The sequence below is a fragment of the Streptomyces sp. KMM 9044 genome (assembly GCF_024701375.2).
Taxonomy (GTDB): domain Bacteria; phylum Actinomycetota; class Actinomycetes; order Streptomycetales; family Streptomycetaceae; genus Streptomyces.
In genome coordinates this window covers 2,404,236-2,421,784 of sequence record NZ_CP113910.1, presented here as the reverse complement: position 1 = coordinate 2,421,784, position 17,549 = coordinate 2,404,236, and the positions used below count along the sequence as shown (strand labels likewise).

14 protein-coding genes are annotated in these 17,549 nt (G+C 71.4%); 11 read left to right on the top strand and 3 right to left on the bottom strand.

What is annotated here, in order from left to right:
• The first annotated feature begins 45 nt into the window (after positions 1 to 45).
• The 3 genes from HUV60_RS10695 (at position 46) to nudC (ending at position 6,177) form a co-directional block, all read left to right on the top strand.
• On the top strand, positions 46 to 3,657 hold the full coding sequence (locus HUV60_RS10695) for an ATP-dependent DNA helicase (RefSeq protein ID WP_257847655.1): 3,612 nt from the start codon (positions 46 to 48) through the stop codon (positions 3,655 to 3,657).
• 10 nt (positions 3,658 to 3,667) lie between these two features.
• Positions 3,668 to 5,080 (top strand): dipeptidase, encoded by a 1,413-nt coding sequence (locus tag HUV60_RS10690; protein WP_257847656.1) that lies wholly within the window; start codon positions 3,668 to 3,670, stop codon positions 5,078 to 5,080.
• A gap of 152 nt (positions 5,081 to 5,232) precedes the next feature.
• Positions 5,233 to 6,177: an NAD(+) diphosphatase gene (gene nudC / locus HUV60_RS10685; protein ID WP_257847657.1), complete on the top strand. Its 945-nt coding sequence runs from the start codon at positions 5,233 to 5,235 to the stop codon at positions 6,175 to 6,177.
• Positions 6,178 to 6,243: 66 nt separating this feature from the next.
• On the opposite strand, the gene HUV60_RS10680 is transcribed toward nudC, so the two are convergent.
• Complete coding sequence (locus HUV60_RS10680) at positions 6,244 to 6,486, bottom strand: mycoredoxin (RefSeq protein ID WP_257847658.1); 243 nt, start codon at positions 6,484 to 6,486, stop codon at positions 6,244 to 6,246.
• A gap of 106 nt (positions 6,487 to 6,592) precedes the next feature.
• On the opposite strand from HUV60_RS10680, the gene HUV60_RS10675 reads away from it, so the two are divergent.
• From HUV60_RS10675 to HUV60_RS10660, 4 genes are all read left to right on the top strand, one after another.
• The gene (locus HUV60_RS10675; RefSeq protein WP_257847659.1) at positions 6,593 to 8,884 is read left to right on the top strand and encodes an ATP-dependent DNA helicase UvrD2; all 2,292 of its coding nucleotides are present in this window, start codon (positions 6,593 to 6,595) and stop codon (positions 8,882 to 8,884) included.
• A gap of 165 nt (positions 8,885 to 9,049) precedes the next feature.
• A complete protein-coding gene (locus HUV60_RS10670) occupies positions 9,050 to 9,364 on the top strand; it encodes a hypothetical protein (RefSeq protein ID WP_257847660.1) in 315 nt (104 codons plus the stop codon).
• A gap of 173 nt (positions 9,365 to 9,537) precedes the next feature.
• Entirely contained in the window at positions 9,538 to 9,906 is a 369-nt protein-coding gene (locus tag HUV60_RS10665; protein ID WP_257847661.1) for a WhiB family transcriptional regulator, read from the top strand.
• On the top strand, positions 9,903 to 10,226 hold the full coding sequence (locus HUV60_RS10660; RefSeq protein WP_257847662.1) for a hypothetical protein: 324 nt from the start codon (positions 9,903 to 9,905) through the stop codon (positions 10,224 to 10,226). The genes HUV60_RS10665 and HUV60_RS10660 overlap by 4 nt, the downstream gene beginning before the upstream one ends.
• A gap of 377 nt (positions 10,227 to 10,603) precedes the next feature.
• Here HUV60_RS10660 and HUV60_RS10655 read toward each other — a convergent pair whose 3' ends face one another.
• On the bottom strand, positions 10,604 to 12,088 hold the full coding sequence (locus HUV60_RS10655) for an ABC1 kinase family protein (protein WP_257847663.1): 1,485 nt from the start codon (positions 12,086 to 12,088) through the stop codon (positions 10,604 to 10,606).
• Positions 12,081 to 13,307: a TOMM precursor leader peptide-binding protein gene (locus HUV60_RS10650; RefSeq protein ID WP_257847664.1), complete on the bottom strand. Its 1,227-nt coding sequence runs from the start codon at positions 13,305 to 13,307 to the stop codon at positions 12,081 to 12,083. Before HUV60_RS10650 ends, HUV60_RS10655 begins: the two co-directional genes overlap by 8 nt.
• A gap of 247 nt (positions 13,308 to 13,554) precedes the next feature.
• Between HUV60_RS10650 and HUV60_RS10645 the strand changes: the two genes are divergently transcribed.
• From HUV60_RS10645 to HUV60_RS10630, 4 genes are all read left to right on the top strand, one after another.
• On the top strand, positions 13,555 to 14,151 hold the full coding sequence (locus tag HUV60_RS10645) for a M48 metallopeptidase family protein (RefSeq protein WP_257847665.1): 597 nt from the start codon (positions 13,555 to 13,557) through the stop codon (positions 14,149 to 14,151).
• A 137-nt stretch (positions 14,152 to 14,288) separates the two neighbouring features.
• Positions 14,289 to 15,989, top strand: coding sequence for a TerD family protein (locus HUV60_RS10640; RefSeq protein WP_257847666.1), 1,701 nt, complete (start codon positions 14,289 to 14,291; stop codon positions 15,987 to 15,989).
• 11 nt (positions 15,990 to 16,000) lie between these two features.
• Complete coding sequence (locus HUV60_RS10635) at positions 16,001 to 16,681, top strand: AIM24 family protein (RefSeq protein WP_257847667.1); 681 nt, start codon at positions 16,001 to 16,003, stop codon at positions 16,679 to 16,681.
• A 17-nt stretch (positions 16,682 to 16,698) separates the two neighbouring features.
• A complete protein-coding gene (locus HUV60_RS10630) occupies positions 16,699 to 17,454 on the top strand; it encodes an AIM24 family protein (protein WP_257847668.1) in 756 nt (251 codons plus the stop codon).
• Positions 17,455 to 17,549: the final 95 nt, after the last annotated feature.

Here is a 17,549-nt window from a genome sequence, read left to right as displayed (position 1 = left end):
GGGGCGGTGGGGCCTTTTGTCGGTGATCGCCGCTAGCCTCTGCATGTGCATGCGCCCATCAGCGATCCCGAGCAGCTCAAGGAGCTCCTCGGGATCCCCTTCACCCCCGAGCAGACGGCCTGCATCGTCGCGCCGCCCGCTCCTCAGGTGATCGTGGCCGGAGCCGGTTCCGGCAAGACGACGGTGATGGCGGCACGCGTGGTGTGGCTGGTCGGCACCGGCCGGGTCGCCCCCGAACAGGTGCTCGGCCTGACCTTCACCAACAAGGCCGCCGGTGAACTCGCCGAACGCGTCCGCAAGGCGCTGATCAAGGCAGGCGTCACCGATCCGGACACCATCGACCCCGACAACCCGCCGGGCGAACCGGTGATCTCCACCTACCATGCCTTCGCGGGCCGCCTCCTGACCGACCACGGGCTGCGCATCGGCCTCGAACCGACCTCCCGGCTCCTCGCCGACGCCACCCGCTACCAGCTCGCCGCGCGGGTGCTGCGCGAGGCCCCCGGCCCGTACCCCGCCCTCACCCGTTCCTTCCCCGACCTGGTCGGCGACCTCCTCACCCTCGACGGCGAACTCTCCGAGCACCTCGTGCGACCCGAGGACTTGCGCGGCCACGACACCGAGTTGCTGCGCACCCTGGAGAACACCAAGCTCACCAACGCCGACCTGCGCAAAGTGCCCGAAGCGGCCGCCGCGCGGCGCGAACTCGCCGACCTCGTCCTGCGCTACCGGGCAGCCAAACGCGAGCGCGACCTGCTCGACTTCGGTGACCAGATCGCTCTCTCGGCGCGGCTCGGCCGGATCCCCGAGGTGGGCCGCGTCCTGCGCGACGAGTTCCGTGTGGTCCTGCTCGACGAGTACCAGGACACCTCGGTCGCCCAGCGCGTTCTGCTCTCCGGCCTGTTCGGCGGCGGGACCGGCCACCCGGTGACCGCCGTGGGCGACCCCTGCCAGGCGATCTACGGCTGGCGCGGCGCCTCCGTCGCCAACCTGGACGACTTCCCCGAGCACTTCGCACGGGCCGACGGCGGCCCCGCCACCCGCCAGTCGCTCAGCGAGAACCGCCGCAGCGGCGGTCGCCTGCTGGACCTCGCCAACGGTCTCGCCGAGCCCCTGCGGGCCATGCACGCGGGAGTGGAGGCCCTCCGCCCGGCCCCGGGAGCCGAGCGGAACGGCACCGTGCGCTGCGCCCTGCTGCTCACCCACGCCGAGGAACTCGACTGGATCGCCGACTCCATCGCCCACCTCGTACGCACCGGCACGGCGCCCGGCGAGATCGCCGTCCTGTGCCGTACGGCGACCGATTTCGCCGAGATCCAGAGCGTCCTCGTCGCCCGGGAGGTCCCCGTCGAGGTCGTCGGCCTGTCCGGGCTGCTGTACCTGCCCGAGATCGCCGACCTGGTCGCCGTCTGCGAGGTCCTCCAGGATCCCGGTGCCAACGCCTCGCTCGTCCGTCTGCTGACCGGCCCGCGCTGGCGCATCGGCCCGCGCGACCTCGCCCTCCTCGGCCGCCGTGCGCGCCTGCTCGTCTCCCACGCGCGTATGGACGGCGAGGGCGACCCCGACCGCCGTCTCGCCGAGGCCGTCGAGGGGACCGACCCGTCCGAGGTGATCTCGCTCGCCGACGCCCTCGACACGTTCCTGGAAACCCCGCTCGACGGCCACGGGGACGACGACGGGCTGCCCTTCTCGCCGGACGCGCGCGTACGGTTCGCCCGGCTGGCCACCGAACTGCGCGACCTGCGCCGCTCCCTGGCCGACCCGCTGATGGACGTCCTGCACCGCGTCCTCGCCGTCACCGGCCTCGAGATCGAACTGTCGGCGTCCCCGCACGCCCTGGCCGCCCGCCGCCGCGAGACCCTGTCCAACTTTCTCGACATCGCCGCCTCTTTCGCCGCCGGGGACGGCGAGGCGACCCTGCTCGCCTTCCTCGGCTTCCTGCGCACCGCCGCCCAGTACGAGAAGGGCCTCGACAACGCGCTGCCCGGCGGCGAGAACACCGTCAAGGTGCTCACCGCGCACAAGTCCAAGGGTCTGGAGTGGGACGTCGTGGCCGTCCCCGGACTGGTCACCGGCACCTTCCCCAGCGGCCAGGGCCGCGAGAAGTGGACCGCACAGGGCAAGGTGCTGCCGCACGGACTGCGCGGCGACGCCGACACCCTGCCCGACATCGAATCCTGGGACTCCCGGGGCCTGAAGGTCTTCCACGAGGCGATGAAGGACCACCAGCACACCGAGGAACTCCGCCTCGGCTACGTCACCTTCACCCGCCCCCGCTCGCTGCTGCTCGGCTCCGGCCACTGGTGGGGGCCCTCGCAGAAGAAACCGCGCGGGCCTTCCGCGTTCCTCCAGGCTCTCCACGACCACTGCGCCGCCGGGTACGGCGAGACCGAGGCCTGGGCGAACGAGCCCGCCGAGGACGACGAGAACCCCGCCCTGCGGCGGGCCGGCCAGGACCAGGCGTGGCCCCTTCCGCTGGACGACGACGCCCTCGCCCGACGCCGCGCCGCCGCCGACACCGTCCTGGCCCACCTCGAGAGCCTCGCCGGCCACCCCGACGACCGCCCTGCGGCCGTACACGCCCAGGACACGTACGACGACCCGGACTGGCCCCCGCCCCCGGACGACGAAGACCTCCCGCCCGACGACGTCGCCCCCTTCGCCGACGACGTGGCCGACGTGGCCGACGTAGCCGACGAGGACGACTGGGCCTCCTGGACCGCCGACCGCCCCCCGGACGACGGCCTCCCCGCCGACAGCCTGCCCGCCGGCCCGTCCATCGACAGTCTTCCGGCCGACCGTCCCGCCGGCCGCCGTCCCACCGTCCCGCACCAGGCGACGGCTCCGGAACCCGCCGCGCCCCGCCTCACCCCGGAGGAGGCCCGGACCGTCGCCTCCTGGGACCGCGACCTCGACGCCCTCGCCGGCGAGCTGCTGCGCGCCCGCGACAGCGGCACCGAGGTTTTGCTGCCCGCGTCGCTCACCGCCTCCCAGCTGCTGCGGCTGGCCGCGGACCCGGACGGCTTCGCGCGGGAACTGGCCCGCCCCATGCCCCGCCCACCGCAGCCCGCCGCCCGCCGCGGCACCCGCTTCCACGCCTGGGTCGAGGCCCGGTTCGAGGAACTGACGCTGCCCCTGCTCGAACCGGACGACCTCCCCGGCAGCGAGGCCGAGATCTCCGACGAGCACGACCTCGCCGCCCTCAAGGACGCCTTCGAGCGCACCGAGTACGCCCACCGCACGCCCTACCGGGTGGAGGCCCCTTTCCAGCTGGAGATCGCAGGCCGGGTCGTCCGCGGCCGCATCGACGCCGTCTACCGGCAGGACGACAGCGACGCGGGTGGTACCGGTACCGGTGCCGGGACAACGTACGAGATCATCGACTGGAAGACCGGCCGCGGCCGCACCGCCGACCCGCTCCAGCTCGCCGTCTACCGGCTCGCGTGGGCCGAGCAGCAGGGAGTCCCCCTGGAGTCGGTCACCGCCGCCTTCCTGCACGTACGCACCGGCGAGACCGTACGCCACGATGTGCTGCCGGACCGAGCGGCCATCGAACAGCTGCTCCTGGAGGAACCCTCCAAAGACACATCGGGTGACGGACCGGGTGATGCGCCCGGTGAGATACCGCACTCCGAGGACACCCCCGCGGGCCGATAGGCTCGAGACCATGAGCCAGCCCGTTGACAGTGCCGTCAGCGCCGTCCGTACGTACATCGAACAGCACAGCGCCGCCTTCCTCGACGACCTCACCGAGTGGCTGCGTATCCCCTCGGTGTCGGCCCGCCCCGATCACGCACCCGACGTGCGCCGCAGCGCCGACTGGCTCGCCGCCGCACTCACCGCGACCGGCTTCCCGTCCGCCGAGGTCTGGCCGACCCCGGGCGCCCCCGCCGTCTACGCCGAATGGCCCTCCGCCGACCCCGGGGCGCCCACCGTCCTGGTCTACGGCCACCACGACGTGCAGCCCGCCGCCCGCGAGGACGGCTGGCACAGCGAACCCTTCGAACCCGTCGTCCGGGACAACCGGCTGTACGCACGCGGGGCGGCCGACGACAAGGGCCAGGTGTTCTTCCACACCCTCGGCGTCCGGGCCCACCTCGCCACGACCGGCCGTACCGCCCCCGCAGTGCACCTGAAACTGCTGATCGAGGGCGAGGAGGAATCCGGCTCACCCCACTTCCGGGCCCTCGTCGAGCGGCACGCGGACCGGCTCGCCGCCGATGTGGTGATCGTCTCGGACACCGGGATGTGGTCCGAGGACACCCCTACCGTGTGCACCGGCATGCGCGGCCTCGCCGAATGCGAGATCCGGCTGCACGGCCCGGACCAGGACATCCACTCCGGCTCCTTCGGCGGTGCGGTGCCCAACCCGGCCACCGTCGTCGCCCGCCTGGTCGCCGCGCTGCACGACGAGAACGCGCGCGTGGCGGTCCCCGGCTTCTACGACGGTGTCGTCGAGCTCACCGACCGCGAACGCGAACTCTTCGCCGAGCTGCCCTTCGACGAGCGGGAGTGGCTGCGCGCCGCCTCCTCCCACGCCACCGGCGGCGAGGTCGGATACAGCACCCTGGAGCGCGTCTGGGCCCGCCCCACCGCGGAGGTCAACGGTATCGGCGGGGGCTACCAGGGCCCCGGCAGCAAGACGGTCATCCCGTCCTCCGCCATGGTCAAACTGTCCTTCCGGCTGGTCGCGGGCCAGGAGCCCGGCCACGTCGAGAAAGCCGTCCGCGACTGGGCGGCCGGGCAGATCCCCGACGGCATCCGCTGCGAGATCGCCTTCAGCCCCGCCACCCGCCCGTGCCTGACCCCGCTGGACCACCCGGTCCTCAAATCCGTGGTCCGCGCCATGGGCCGCGCCTTCGGCACACCCGTCCGCTTCACGCGCGAGGGGGGTTCCGGACCGGCCGCCGACCTCCAGGACGTGCTCGGCGCGCCCGTGCTCTTCCTCGGTATCTCCGTCCCGTCCGACGGATGGCACGCCCCCGACGAGAAGATCGAACTGAACCTGCTCCGCAAGGGTGCCGAAGCCGCCGCACACCTCTGGGACGACCTCGCCGAGCACTGGCGGCGCGTGCCCTGAACGCCCTCAGGCCGTCCGACCCCGGCCGCCCGCGCGGGGCACACTGGAAGCACCCCGCCGCGCGTGCCGCCGGGCCCGGTCGCCTCCCGCCGTACCACCCGCCGACCCGACCGCCGATCCCATCCGTTTCACCGGGGGAGTTGGAAGCACCCGTGACCACCTGGACCGACCACACCGCCGACCGCCCCGTCTCGCTCACCGCCTCGAGCGGCATCCACCGCGCCGCCCACCACCGGCTCGACGAAGCATGGCTCGCGGCGGCCTGGAGTCACCCCTCGACGCGCTGCTTCGTGGTCTCCGGCGGCCAGGTCCTCATCGACGAGACGGCCGACGGCCGTACCGAACTCGTCATGACACCCTCCTTCGAGGCGCCGCTCACCGAAGCACACCGCTACTTCCTGGGCATCGACGAGGACGGCGTCAGCTACTTCGCCCTGCAGAAGGACGCCCTGCCCGGCCGCATGGACGACTCCGCCCGTCCGGCCGGCCTGCGCGAGGCGGGCCTGCTCCTGTCACCCCGCGACGCGGGCCTGATGGTGCACGCGGTCGCCCTGGAGAACTGGCAGCGTCTGCACCGCTTCTGCTCCCGCTGCGGCGAGCGCACCGTCATCGCCGCGGCCGGCCACATCCGCCGCTGCCCGGCCTGCGGCGCCGAGCACTACCCGCGCACCGACCCCGCGGTGATCATGTCCGTCGTCGACGACCAGGACCGCATCCTGCTCGGCCGCCAGGTCCACTGGCCCGAGGGCCGCTTCTCGACGCTCGCCGGCTTCGTCGAGCCGGGGGAGTCCATCGAGCAGTCGGTGCGCCGCGAGGTCCACGAGGAGGTCGGCATCGGCGTCGGCGAGGTCGAGTACATCGCCAGCCAGCCCTGGCCGTTCCCCTCCAGCCTCATGCTGGGCTTCGTCGCCCGCGCCACCTCCACCGACATCGACGTCGACGGCGAGGAGATCCACGAAGCCCGCTGGTTCTCCCGGGACGAACTGGGCGCAGCCTTCGAATCCGGCGAGATGCTCCCGCCCTACGGCATCTCGATCGCGGCCCGCCTGATCGAGCGCTGGTACGGCAAGCCCCTCCCGACCCGCACCGCTTTCTGACACACGGAAACGGGGTGGGCGTTCCTCGGCCAGGGACCCCCACCCCGCTTGGGGTGAACCACTCGCTCAGACACCGACCTTCTGCTTCACCTGCGCCAACGACGGGTTGGTGAGCGTCGAGCCGTCTGCGAAGAGCACAGTGGGAACGGTCTGATTCCCGCCGTTCGCCTCCTCCACGAAGGCCGCGGAGGCCGGGTCCTGCTCGATGTTGATCTCGGTGTAGGCGATGCCCTCGCGGTCCATCTGGCCCTTCAGACGGCGGCAGTAACCGCACCACGTGGTGCTGTACATCGTCACAGTGCCCGGCATATCTCTCGCGCTCCTTCGGCGACTCGGGAAGTCCTCGCTGGGGCAGGAACGTACTTGAAAGCGCCGGCATTCCCAGGGGCCGCGGCCCACTCACCCGTGTGACGTGATGCCTGCCGCATCAGTACGACTGCGAGGGCGTGCCTGTGGACAACCGGCTCAGCCGTCTCCGGGGACCTGGCAGCATGGCTGTGTGACAGCAGCAACGCACTCCCCTCTCTTCCCGCGGGTACCGGACTCGGCCGACGCGGTGCTCGAAGGGCTCGACCCCGAGCAGCGTGAGGTCGCCACCGCCCTGCACGGCCCGGTGTGTGTGCTGGCGGGCGCCGGTACCGGCAAGACCAGGGCGATCACCCACCGGATCGCCTACGGGGTGCGCGCCGGAATCCTCCAGCCCTCCAGCGTGCTCGCCGTCACCTTCACCCACCGCGCCGCCGGGGAGATGCGCGGCCGGCTGCGCCACCTCGGCGCCGCAGGGGTCCAGGCCCGCACCTTCCACTCGGCGGCGCTCCGCCAGCTCCAGTACTTCTGGCCGAAAGCGGTCGGTGGCTCCCTGCCCCGGCTGGTCGACCGCAAGGTCCAGCTCGTCGCCGACGCGGCCGCCGCCTGCCGCATCCGGCTCGACCGGGGCGAGCTGCGGGACGTCACCGCCGAGATCGAGTGGTCCAAGGTCACCCAGACCGTCCCCGCCGAGTACCCGTCCGCCGCCGCCAGGGCCGCGCGGGAGGTGACCCGTGACCCCGCCGAGATCGCCCAGCTCTACGCCGCCTACGAGGACCTCAAGCGGGAGCGGGGGGTCATCGACTTCGAGGACGTGCTGCTGCTCACCGTGGCCGTGCTCCAGGACCGTCAGGACATCGCGGAACAGGTCCGCGCCCAGTACCAGCACTTCGTCGTCGACGAGTACCAGGACGTCAGTCCGCTCCAGCAGCGGCTGCTGGAGCTCTGGCTCGGCGGCCGGGAGAACCTGTGCGTGGTCGGCGACGCCAGCCAGACGATCTACTCGTTCACGGGCGCAACCCCCGACCACCTGCTCGACTTCCGCACCCGGCATCCCGGTGCCACCGTCGTGAAACTGGTCCGCGACTACCGCTCGACTCCCCAGGTGGTCCGCCTCGCCAACGGCCTGCTCGCCCAGGCACGCGGCCGTGCCGCCGACCATCGGCTGGAACTCGTCTCCCAGCGCGGTCCAGGACCCGACCCCGTCTTCACCGAGTACACCGACGAACCCGCGGAGGCCGAGGGTGCCGCGCGCCGGATCGGCGAACTGATCGGCGCCGGTGCCCGGGCCAGTGAGATCGCCGTGCTGTTCCGCACGAACTCCCAGTCCGAGACCTACGAGCAGGCCCTCGCGGACGCCGGAGTTCCTTACCAGCTGCGGGGCGCCGAGCGCTTCTTCGACCGTCCGGAGGTGCGCAAGGCGAGCAGCGCCCTGCGCGCGGCGGCCCGCTTCGGAGGCAACGACAGCCTTCTCGACGACGTGGTCGACCTGCCCTCCCAGGTGCGCGCCGTGCTGTCGGGCGAAGGGTGGACGGCGCAGCCGCCGGCGGGCTCGGGGGCGGTGCGGGAGCGCTGGGAGTCCTTGGCCGCTCTGGTGAACCTCGCCCAGGACTTCACCGCCGCGAGCCCCGGCGCCACCCTCACCGATCTCGTCGCCGAGCTCGACGAGCGGGCCGGTGCCCAGCACGCCCCGACCGTGCAGGGCGTCACGCTCGCGTCGCTGCACTCGGCCAAGGGACTCGAGTGGGACGTCGTCTTCCTGGTCGGTGTCGCCGAGGGCATGATGCCGATCACCTACGCAAAGACCGACGAGCAGATCGAGGAGGAGCGCCGTCTCCTCTATGTGGGTGTCACCCGGGCACGGGAGCGTCTCCATGTGTCCTGGTCGCTCGCCCGCTCGCCCGGCGGCCGGGCGAACCGCCGGCCCAGCCGTTTTCTTCACGGGCTGCGTTCCGGCTCGCCCGCCGCGGTCGGCCGGAGCGGAGCGGGAGGCGCCGGCGGTGTGGAGCGCGGTGTGTCCGGGCCGGTGACCGCCTCCGCGGCCCCGAGTCCGGGACGCAGGCAGCGCAACCCCGCCCGCTGCCGGGTCTGCGGGCGCACGTTGACGGACGCGGGCGAGATGAAGCTGATGCGCTGCGAGGACTGCCCCTCCGACATGGACGAGGGCGTTTACGAGCGGCTGCACGAGTGGCGTGGTGAGCAGGCGCGACGCAGCGGGCAGCCCGCGTTCTGCGTCTTCACCGACAAGACGTTGATGGCCATCGCCGAGACCGTCCCCGAGGACGCGCCGGAGCTCGCCCGCATCCCCGGTGTGGGCAGGCGCAAGCTGGACCGCTACGGGGCCGACGTACTGGCCATCTGCGCGGGCCGGGACGGAGCGGAGGGCAAGGAACAGGACTGATTTCGACTCGTCGAGAAAATAGTTTGCGCAGGCCCCGGGAATCCCCATAGGTTCTTAGACACGAGAACAGCGGCCTTCTCGAAGGCCCTGATTCCGTGTTGTACTTGCATATCCGTTGGACCGGCTGTCCCCGGTCCCCCGATGCGCCGAGAGGAGGCGAGTCCTGTGATCAGCATCAACACCAGCTCCGTCGTCAAAATGACCGGTCGCTCGGCCGTCTCCCTGTGCATTCTCGGCGCCTCGAATCAGGGCACCGGTCTGTCCGGCATCCCTGCCGCACGTCCGGCGTCCTCCGTCGCTCCCGCGGGCCTTGCCCTCCGTGAGCGCGATGAGCGACCGGTCAAGGCACTGGAAGCGGTAGAGGCACAGGCGAAGGCCTATGCCTTTGCGGCGACCGGTGCCGGATTCCGGAAGCAGACGACGCAGCACCACCTGATGTGGGCCTTCCGTGGGCCAGAACCCTGGAGTGATCCAGCCTGATTCGCTCAGGCCGGCGCCTTCAGGGCCGCGGAACCCCATCCGGGATCCGCGGCCCTTCTGTTTGTCCCCGAACGGGGACGACGGACCGAAGCGCCTCGGGACAAGAGCAAGAGCCCGGTACCAGCTGCCACCCGGCCCACCGGCCGGAAACGACCAGACGAGGAAGACGAACCGTGCAACTCGAAGCGCACGCCCCGTCCGTACCGCCTTCCCACACGATCCCCAAGACCGGCTCCACGGAGGACCCGACCTTGACTCCGCTCACCACGCTCACCGCGCTCGACGACGCCATCGAGAACCTCGGCGTCCCCGTCCCCTGCCGTTCCTACGACCCGGAGGTCTTCTTCGCCGAGTCGCCGGCAGACGTCGAGTACGCCAAGTCTCTCTGCCGCACCTGCCCGCTGATGGAGGCCTGCCTCGCCGGCGCCAAGGAGCGGCGTGAGCCGTGGGGTGTCTGGGGTGGAGAACTTTTCGTCCAGGGTGCCGTGGTCGCCCGGAAGCGGCCGCGTGGCCGTCCGCGGAAGAACCCGGTCATGGCATGAACACCTCAGGAACAATCGACCGCCCCCTCACGCACGACCCCCAGAAGCAGGCCCCGATGATGCCGACCGCAGACGAGCCCGCAGGCTCCGCGACCGAAGACTTCACCACCCGTGGCGCGAACGACTCGCGCCAGAACAGGACCCGAGAAATGCAACTCATCCCAGAAGCCCTGGCCCGTGCGCATATGCACGAGCGACTGCGAGAGGCCGAGCGGGAACGCCGGGTCGCCCACCTGGTGACCGCTCGCCGGATGCAGCGCCGTGCCGAGCGCGCCTCCCGGCGCGCCCGCCGCGCGCTCGCCATGGCCGTCATGCAGTAACCGATCCGACCGATCCAATGATCCGATCCAACGGATCAAGGTGATCCAGCCCGTCGTGGCTCTTCCCGCGGGGGCCGGTCCGTGCCGAACGGCCAGGCCCTCGCGGTGCGTTGCGCCGAGCACATGGTGCGGTCCGTCCGCTGCGGCGTTGTCGTCGCCGGGCGACGAGCCATTCCGGTGTCGGTGACGGCAGGCGCGGTCCGCGTCTCTCACGCCTGCGCTGCCGGCGCCTCCTCCACCCCGTCCTCGGAGGCCCCGTCCGAAGGCTTGGCCGCCGTGGCCTTCCCCTCCGTGGCCTTTCTCGCTGGAGGCCTCCCCTTTGTGGACTTCCGCTTCGAGGACTTCTGCTTCGCGGTTCCCCGGCCGGCAGGCCTCTCCTACGAGGGCTCCTTCATCAGGACCTCGTCCACCGTCTGCCTCGGCACCGGCTTCCCGGCTTCCTCCGCTCCCCCTGTTCTCTCCGGTCCCGCCGCCTCCGGATCCGCGTCTTCCACTTCCGCTGCTTGCGTTTCATCCGTCTCCTGCGACTCCTCCGGGGCGAACCCCGGCAGCCACTCCCGCAGTTCGTCGCGCAGCCGTACCGTCCCGCCCAGCTGGCACAGCACGCCGATCGTGCTCAGGGTCACCCGGTGGATCAGCAGATACGCCGGGGGAAGGTTGAGCTGCTTGGCCAGCTGGTACGCGGGGGAGCGGGGGTCGCCGATGCGGGCTGCCTGACCGCGCATCCAGCCCCGGGTGAACGTGAACTCCTCCACCTGCGCCGGTTCGATGATCGGCAGGAGGTACTCGAGGACCGCGTCGGGATCCAGCTCGATGGTCTCCCTGATGAACCCCTCCGCGCGCAGCATCTCGTGGACGGCCTCCGCCTCGCCGTCCAGCGTCATCCGCAGAGCCGCGCCGATGGGAGTGGGCAGCCCGCCCGGCAGACGGTCGACCGTGCCGAAGTCCAGCACACCCAGACGCCAGTGGCCCTCACCGTCCGGGCCGCCGGGCAGCAGGCGGAAGTTGCCCGGATGCGGGTCGGCGTGCAGCAGTCCGGTGCGGGCGGGCCCGGAGAACAGGAAACGGGCGAGGAGCTGGCCGGCCCGGTCGCGCTGTTCCTCCGTGCCGTCCGAGATGATCTCCGACAGCGGGACGCCGTCCATCCACTCGGTGACCAGCACCTGCTCGCACTGGTGGACCACCGCCGGTACGAGGACATCGGGGTCGTCAGCGAACTCCTCGGCGTGGGTCCGCTGGGCCTGGGCCTCCAGACCGTAGTCCAGCTCCTCCGCGACCCGGTCCTTCAGCTCCGCGATCAGTGGCTTGACATCCATACCGGGGACCAGCGGTCCCAGCAGCCGGGCGAACCGGCTCAACTGGTTCAGGTCGGAGAGCAAGGCCTCGCCGGCGCCCGGGTACTGCACCTTGACCGCCACTTCACGGCCGTCGTGCCACACCCCACGGTGCACCTGACCGATCGAGGCCGCGGCGGACGGCTTGTCCTCGAACTCCAGGAACAAGTCGGGCCAGTCCTCGCCGAGCCGCTCCTCCAGCACCGCGTGCACGGTCCGGGCCGGCATCGGCGGGGCCGCCTCCTGGAGTTTCGTCAGCGCCGCGCGGTAGGGGCCGGCGACCTCCTCGGGCAGGGCGGACTCGAAGACCGACAGGGCCTGGCCGAACTTCATCGCCCCGCCCTTGAGCTCGCCGAGCACCTTGAACAACTGCTCCGCGGTGCGCTGCTGCAACTCGCGGCCGACGAGCTCCGCGGACTCGCCCACGATCCGCTTGCCGAGCCCCCAGGTCGCCCGCCCGGCGAAGCCGAGCGGGAGCGCGGCGAGTTTGGCGGTCCGGGTGACCGCCTTCCGGGGAAGATCAGACATGAGCCCTCCAAGTCCTTGCCGGCCGCTCCGCGTCCGCCTGACGGCACACCTTCTTCGACGGCCCGTGCATGACCATTGTCCCGTGCGTCCGGCCGTACTCGGAGGTGTGCTCCGACTCCGTTTTCGCCGAGTCCTGATCCGCCGCTCCGCACGGACAGCCGGGGTGACCCCCGACCGGCCGCGCATGCCAGCGCAGACTCGGAAGGGAAACCTCCCACCGGGCACCGGCACTGGACGGAACATGGCCGTCCAGGAAGGCGAGCGCATGGGCACCGGCGAGTCCGGCCACGGTCGCGGCCAGTAGCAGATCACAGGCTCCCACCCGGCGCTGCTGCCCGGAACGCCATTGGGCGACCATACGCGGCCACGTCGGATCCCGGTCGGTCCTGTCCTCCTGGAGACAGCCCGCGCACCCTGTCTCACCAGGCAGGACGAACGGGCCGACGACACCGGTCCCCTCCACCACGCCTGCGTAGAGATGGGGTGTTCCCGAGACCATCAGGGTTTCGGCCCCCGCCGGGTCCGGAGCGTGCACGGCGACGTCGTCCCGTGGAGCGACGATCACCAGGGAGAACCCGTGGGTGCCCTCATCGGGCGGGGACTGAGTGGTCCGGCGCGGCGGCCGGTCCGGCGCGGCCCGGCGCACGGCGCGGCGGGCCGCCTCGTCCCTGCGGTCGCCGACGGCTTCCGGGGGCAGCCCGCCCGGTGCGACGTCCCAGGGCTCGACCCGGCCGATGTCGCGCACGTCGACCTCGCCCACGCCGGCCCCTGACAGCAGTGCGGCCAGCGTCGAGCCCACCCGGCCCGCGCCCCTCACCTGCACCCGCGCTCCGCTCCGCGCCGCGAGCCGTCCGAGCGCGTCGCCCGGCGCGGAGGTGGTCAGGGTCAGCGAGGCCAGATCGGGGCGCAGCCGGTCGAGGACCTCCCGCTTCTCGCGCAGTGCGTCGGCGGCAGGGCCGCCGCCCCGGGAGTCGTCGAGGAGTCCGGCCCGGGACAGCCGGGCCACGAGCCGGTCGACATGGCCGTCGGGCAGATCCATCCGCCGGCCCTCCTTGCGCAGACGACCGAGGCCGCGGGTGCCGTTGAGCAGGCCGAGGAAGCTGCCTGTCGCCGTGTCCACCGGCCCCAGGGTCAACGCGTGCGCGGATGTCATCCCGAACTGCACGGTGTTCAGGTCGCGCCAGCCGCGCCGGAGTGCCGGCTTCATCATCGGATGCATGTCAGGTCCCCCGTGTGCCCTTGTGTGTCCATGTATGTCTTCGTGCGTCCCCGAACGGCCGCCGTCATACCGCCGTCCGTTCGTGGGCCGGTCGGTGAGTGCCAGCATGCCCGGATCTGAAGTGTCTTGCGAAAAGTTGTCCACAGGGAAGTTGATTGATCGTATAAATCCGTCGCATGGCGGGGGATCGGGTACCGAAGCATCCCGAAGCCGGGACTTCCCCGTGTGCAGCGGGTAACGTCGGGGCGTGCCCGCCGACCCACTGCACAGCGCCGCAGATCCACAGCGCAGCACGACGAGCCAGCCGACGAGCGGCTCACGGGCGAGCGCGATCGAGGTCCGCAGGAGTACCCGCCGGCGCAGAACGGTCTCCGCGTACCGCGAGGGTGATCGCACGGTGGTGCTCATCCCCGCCCGGATGTCCGAGGCGGAGGAGCAGCGCTGGGTGAACGTCATGCTCGACAAGCTGGCGGCCCAGGAGAGACGGAGGGCGCTCGGGGACACCGAGCTGGCCGAGCGCGCCGAGCGGCTGTCGGCCCAGTACTTCGACGGGCGGTCCCTGCCCCGCTCCGTGCGCTGGGTGACCAACCAGAACACGCGCTGGGGTTCGTGCACGCCGTCCGAGGGCAGCATCCGCCTGTCGCACCGGCTGCAGGGCATGCCCGAGTACGTCGTCGACTATGTCCTCTGCCACGAACTGGCCCACCTGCTCGTGCCCGGGCACGGGCCCGACTTCTGGCGCCTGCTGGAGGCGTATCCGAAGACGGAGCGGGCCCGGGGCTACCTTGAAGGAGTGGTCGCTGCCGAGCGGTCGCCCCACCCGCCGGGGACCCGCGACGAGTGAATGTCGCCCGAGGCGAGAACCCCGCAGGGGCAGCCGCGCGTTGTGTACCGGGTCTGTACCGAACTTCATCGGATGTCCGAGTCTGCGGTTAGCCTGGCGCGACGCACTCGCATTCGGGATGGGGGACGGTCGTACGCATGGCCAGGGAATTCCAACGCGGCCACAAGGCCAGGATCAGTGACCTCACCGCGGGCACGGATCTGTACGTAGGCGTACAGATCTCCGGCCCCGGGCTCGCCTTCGACATCAGCTGCTTCGGTCTCGACGCCGAGGAACGGCTCTCGGACGACCGGTACTTCGTTTTCTTCAACCAGCCGAAGTCCCCCGAGGAGTCCCTTCAGCTGCTGGGCCCCCAGGCGGGCGACACGGAGTCCTTCCGAGTGACGCTGGACGCGATCCCGCAGCAGATCAGGAAGCTGTCCTTCACGGCGACGCTCGACGGCGCCGGACAGATGTCCCAGATCGGTCCCGGATACATCCGCATCGTCGCGGGCGGCGAGGAAGTGGCCCGCTACCCCTTCAACGGCTCGGAGTTCTCCACCGAGCGCGCGGTGATGCTGGGTGACTTCTACGTCAAGGACGTGTGGCGGTTCGCCGCCGTCGGCCAGGGCTTCGACGGCGGTCTCGACGCGCTGCTGAAGAACTTCGGCGGCGAGGTCGCCGAGGAGGAGCCCGCCGCCCCGCAACAGCCGCAGCCCCAGGCCGGTGGCGCGGTCCCCGGCTTCGCCCCGCCCGCGTTCGGGGTTCCCGGCAACCCCGCACCCGCGCCGCCTCCCGCACCCGCCCCGGCCCCTGTTCCCGCGCCTCAGCCTGCCGCGCAGGGGTTCGCCCCTCCCCCCGCCGCCCCGCCGCCGGTGCACGCCGCGCAGACGATCGTCGCGCCCTTGCACACTCCGCCCGGCGGTTCTCCCGTGCCGCCACCGTCCCCGGCGCCCGCCTTCGGCCAGCCCGGCCAGCAGCCGCCCGCCCCGAGCGCCCCGCCGCCCCCGGGCTACGGCGCGCAGCCACACACACCGCAGGCCCCCGCTCCGCCGCCGGGCTACGGTCGGCCGACACCCCCGCCGGGCTACGGCCGGCAGCAGCCGCCCGGACAGATGCCGCCCGGACAGATGCCGCCGGGTCAGGTGCCGGGTCAGCAGGCGGCCCCCTACGGGGCACCGCAGGGAGCGCCGCAGAGTCCGGGTGTGCTCGGCGCGCTCCAGATGTTCAAGGAGACGCCCACCGGGCAGCGCTGGACCGCCCAGAACCCGAAGCTGGTCCGTGCCGATCTCGGCACGGGCGGGCAGCCCGTGCTGGCCCGTCAGGGCAGCATGGTGCTTTACCAGGGCAAGGTCGACTTCAGCTACAAGGGCGCCGGGTTCAGCGGCCGGATCGTCGGCAACGCGACCGGCCAGGAGATGCAGCTGATGCGCTGCACGGGCCAGGGCCAGGTGTTCTTCGCCGAGGACGCCACGATGCTGCACCCGATCGAGCTCCAGGGCGACGCCGTCTGCGTCTCCGCCGAGAACGTCCTCGCCTTCGACGAGAGCCTCCAGTACGAGGTCCGCCGCATCGAGGGGCACGGCATCCCCGGCGGGGCGCTGTTCACGATGCAGTTCCAGGGGACCGGCACCATTGTCGTCAAGACGCACGGTGTGCCCGTGGTCCTGCCGGTCACGCCCACCACCTTCGCCGACGCCAACGCCGTGGTCGCCTGGTCGGCCGCCTCCCAGGTTGTCGTCTCCAGCCAGGTGCGGATGCGCCGCAACTCCTACCCCGGCGACACCGGGGAGAGCGTCAACCTCCAGTTCCGGGGCGCGCCCGGCAACTTCGTCCTCGTCCAGCCGTACGAGATCTGAGGGAGCCCGTCATGAACCAGCCACTCGCGGGCTTCGCCCCCGCACCGGTCACCGCGCGCATGGAGAACCACGGCGACCACATGCTCAAGGTCGCCATGCAGACCGGGAACGACCTTCTCGCGCGCGTCGGGTCGATGATCGCCTACGAAGGTTTCATCCAGTACGAGCCCAACCCGCCGGCCGTGCGCCAGATCGCCCGGGACTGGGCCACCGGGGAGGGCGCCCCGTTGATGAAGTGCTCCGGCGACGGCCTGCTCTACCTCGCCGACTACGGCGCGAACGTCGTCGTGATCAACCTCGACGGCGACGGCATCTCCGTCAACGCCACCAACCTCCTCGCCTTCGACGCCGGCCTGACGTGGGGCGTGGAGCGGGTGAAGGGGCTGGCGAAGTTCGCCGGGCAGGGCCTGTGGAACACCAAGATCTCCGGGCAGGGCTGGGTCGCGCTGACCTCCCGGGGCAAGCCGATCGTCGTCGACTGCGGCGGAGGTGACGACGAGACGTACGTCGACCCGGACGCCCTGGTCGCCTGGTCCCCGAACCTCAAGGTGAAGGGCAAGCGCAGCTTCCGGGCACAGTCACTGATCGGCCGCGGCAGCGGCGAGGCCTACCAGATGGCGTTCTCCGGTCAGGGCATCGTCGTCGTCCAGCCCAGTGAGGACAGCACCGACCGTCTCCGGGTCCGGGGCTGAGGGGGAGCAACTACACCATGCAGAGCCCGCTTTTCGCCTTCAACGACCGGCAGACCCAAGAACGCTGGAGCCTGCAGAACAAGCAGATGCTCCGGGTCGCCCTGGGCGGCCACGACGACATCCTCGCCCGCAAGGGCAGCATGATCGCCTACCAGGGACTCGTCGAGTTCGACGCCGAGTACCAGAGCCGTAGCCAGACGCACAGCCGTTCGTACACGGGCGAGGGGCTGGACCTGATGCGCTGCCACGGGCAGGGCACGGTCTACCTCGCCAACCTCGCCCAGCACATCCATGTCATGGATGTGGACCATGAAGGGCTGACCGTCGACAGCAGCTACGTGCTCGCGATGGACTCCTCGCTGCATCAGGAGGTCATCGCCGTCGACAGCCTGTACGGCATCTCCGGATCCGGGAAGTACCAGCTCAACATCACCGGTCAGGGCAAGGTCGCCCTGATGACCTCCGGCATGCCGCTGCTGATGCGGGTGACGCCGGACAAGTACGTCAACTGCGACGCCGACGCGATCGTCGCATGGTCCACGGGGCTGCGCGTGCAGCTGCAGGCCCAGACGCACTCCTCCGGGGTGTGGCGGCGCCGTGGCAGCACCGGCGAGGGCTGGGAGCTCAGCTTCATGGGCAGCGGCTTCGCCCTCGTCCAGCCCAGCGAGCTGCTGCCGCCGCAGAACGCCCGGATCGGCTCCGGCATCGCCGCGCAGTACGGCATGGGACAGCAGGGTGCCCGCGGGCAGAACCAGGGCAACGTCTGGAGCTGACCGGCTTTCGGGGACAGGGCGGTGAGGGGCGGTCGCCAGGCGGTCGCCCCTCACCCGTATGCGGAGAACAATCAGGTGCAGGTCTGCCGTTCTGC